This window comes from Endozoicomonas sp. ONNA1, from assembly GCF_024606325.1.
GTDB lineage: Bacteria > Pseudomonadota > Gammaproteobacteria > Pseudomonadales > Endozoicomonadaceae > Endozoicomonas_A.
In genome coordinates this window covers 1-2,255 of record NZ_JAHHPN010000911.1, presented here as the reverse complement: position 1 = coordinate 2,255, position 2,255 = coordinate 1, and the positions used below count along the sequence as shown (strand labels likewise).

Annotated in this window: 2 protein-coding genes; both read right to left on the bottom strand. The window is 37.1% G+C overall.

The window, feature by feature from the left end; all coding sequences use genetic code 11:
- Positions 1 to 7 precede the first annotated feature (7 nt).
- Complete coding sequence (locus KDK19_RS21525) at positions 8 to 922, bottom strand: hypothetical protein (protein ID WP_257292914.1); 915 nt, start codon at positions 920 to 922, stop codon at positions 8 to 10.
- Between the two features lie 469 nt (positions 923 to 1,391).
- Positions 1,392 to 2,255: hypothetical protein (locus KDK19_RS21520; RefSeq protein ID WP_257292913.1), on the bottom strand; the 864-nt coding region annotated here is incomplete at its 5' end.

The window sequence follows — 2,255 nt, the reverse complement described above, 5'->3', positions numbered from 1 at the left end:
ATACCGTTTAAATATCAGTATTAATTTCTTTGTTAAGTTTTTTGACCAACCCTGTGTAACTTGATATTTGCTTGCCTGGTATTGTTTTAAACAGATTGGTTAACTGCTCGGTATCAAGCGTAAGTGTATAGCTTCTTAAAGCAGTATGGATATAAATATCATCTTTATCAGGATCTGCAATGACAAATACAGCTCTGTATCCCATAGTGGGCAATGCTTCACCTTCTACAGCAGCTCTTGACATCTTTAAATAACCGCTCATTCCTTCAAGTAATAGTTTTTTATTAGTAAAATGCTCTCTGGAAAGTACCTCCCTGAGAGTTTTATCACGAAAATTTTCGGTCATTCTCAATTTAGAATTTTTAAGTATCCAATCGTAAGTAAACATTTCTTTGTAATCATCCAATACTGAGTATTCACTATTGCTTTTGGTTATGAGTTGGGCATTAGCGGGTTGGCAAATATCGTTCGATGTCAGACATTGGAGAGTAGTGGCTTTGTGGCTAAAAGAATAAATATAAACAGCCTCGATATCAGTAGCTTGTGTTCTTGCTATATCAAGTTCAGATGGGCTTCTGAATAACTCCATCGTATAGCGTTTTATTGCGTCAAAGGTTTGATTTATCTTATCCAGTTCAGCATCAGAAAGAGCATCAGGATTTATACTTTCCCTACTGAAAGAGAACAATCTGGTTTCATAGTCTTCAGGAAACGTTTGCCCATCTGAAGACATCAGTTCTTTAATGATCGTTTTTTCCAAGCCCTGAGTTCGATATATTTCCCCTATGCCTGTCTCAGAATTTAGAGGTTGTTGAACTTCCAAACCTGTTTCGGTCGTTTTAGTCTGAGTATCTGGTACATCTTCTGAAAAAAAACCAAGAAGATATGCCGCTCCTACTAATGCAGCAGCTTTTAAGAACATTTCGCTAACCTCCTTTTTCGTCTAACTGTTTAGAGCTGACGTTTCATTAAGTAATAGCTCTGAGAGCCTGACTGATAATAGCACCATTATTCAATCAAATTAAAAACAAGCTTGTTCCCTTGATTCAAGATAAACAGCCTTCACTGATGTCTTTGACACTAAAAGCATAATTAAGTTCATTGAAGTCTCTGGTTATTATTGCGTTGTGGGTCAATGGCTTTGCTCCTGCACAGATACATATAAAGAATGGCGATGCTATATCTCTATGCTTTGGCAGCAGCCGAAAAAGCGAGCCTTGAAAAGACCCTTGACAATCTGCGCAGTGAAATGGAACGGGGTATGAAACTGATGGGTTGAAAAGCATTCAGAGTTGAACCGAAATAACCTCCGGTTCTGACCAGAATTCACCTATCATTCCCGGTGAATTAAGCCTGCGTCACAACCATCCATCCACAATACCGCTTAACTATCATTGTTGATTTTTTTTATTAAGATTTTCGGCCAACCCAGTGAAGCTTGATATTTGCTTACCTGGTAGTGTTTTGTACAGATTTGTTAACTGATCGGCATCAAGCTCAACAAGAGTGTAGCTTCTTCCAGTAGTCACAATATGAATATTCTCTTTATTTGGATCAGTCATTAAAAATACAGCTCTAAATCCCATAGTGGGAAATTTCTCGTCTGATTCAACGATTCTCGACAGTGTTAAAAAACCACCAATCCTTTCAAGCAATAATTTTTTTCTGGTAAAATCCGTACTAAAAATATCATTCTCATAATCTTCATCATCAACACTATCTTTCATTCTCGGTTCAGAATTTTTCAATATCCATTCAGATGTAAACATTTTTTTATAATCACCCAATACTGAGCCTTTATCATTGCTTTCTGTGGTATGTTTGGTATTTATGGGTTGAGAATTAGCGGGTTGACAAATATCGTTCGATGTCAGGCATTCCAGAGTAGTGGCTTTGTGACTAAAAGAATAAATATAAACGGCCTCAACATCAGAAGCTTCTACTATTGCCATATCAATACCATATTTATCTCTGAATAACTCCATCATATTGCGTTTTATTGCGGCAAAGGTTTGATTGATCTCATCGAGCTCAACATCAGAAAGAGCCTGAGGGTTAATACTTCCCCTACTAAAAGTGAACAATCTGGATTCATAGTTTTCAGGAAAAGTTTGGCCATCTAAATTCATCAGCTCTTTGATGATCGTTTTTTCTAATCTGGAAGTTCGGTATATTTTTTGTATACCTGTACCAGGATTTACAGGTTGATGATTTTCCAACCCTGTTTCGGTCGTTTTGGTCTGAGTATCTGGTAC

Coding starts and splice junctions, on each gene's coding strand:
- KDK19_RS21525 (WP_257292914.1), bottom strand. CDS start 922: ATGTTCTTAAAAGCTGCTGCATTAGTAGGAGCGGCATATCTTCTTGGT.